The 346-nt window shown below is 56.4% G+C and carries 1 protein-coding gene; it reads right to left on the bottom strand.

Annotated elements, in window-relative coordinates; all coding sequences use genetic code 11:
* The coding region (locus H6A60_RS12850) for an SDR family NAD(P)-dependent oxidoreductase (RefSeq protein WP_205105251.1) at positions 1 to 346 on the bottom strand (346 nt) is incomplete at both ends.

The raw sequence follows: 346 nt of genomic DNA, 5'->3' as shown, positions 1-346 counted from the left end.
CCGCAATCTTCATCGGCTCGACCGAGGCGGAAACACCGCCGCAAAGGATGAAGACGTCCGCATTCTTCAGAGCCGCACGCTGACTCCACTTTTCGGCAGCATCGTGATCCCGCAAATCAAATGACGCGGTTTCTACAGTAGCCCCGCGAGCCCGGATTTTTTCGGCAATTGTCTCAAGAATCTGTTCTTTCCGACCCGCAATCATGAGGTGCGTCCCGGCGCTTGCATAGCCCAAAGCCAATGCTTCGCCGATGCCGCCCGTTGCGCCTGCAAGGGCGATCACGCGTTTCGGCTTTTCAATGCCCTTCTCAGCAACAATCGCTTCGCTTCCCATGTTTGTGTGAAC

It is taken from the genome of Sutterella massiliensis, from assembly GCF_016899755.1.
Taxonomy (GTDB): Bacteria; Pseudomonadota; Gammaproteobacteria; order Burkholderiales; family Burkholderiaceae_F; genus Sutterella; species Sutterella massiliensis.
The sequence above is the reverse complement of the archived record's forward strand: the minus strand, read 5'-3'. Positions and strand labels throughout refer to the sequence as shown.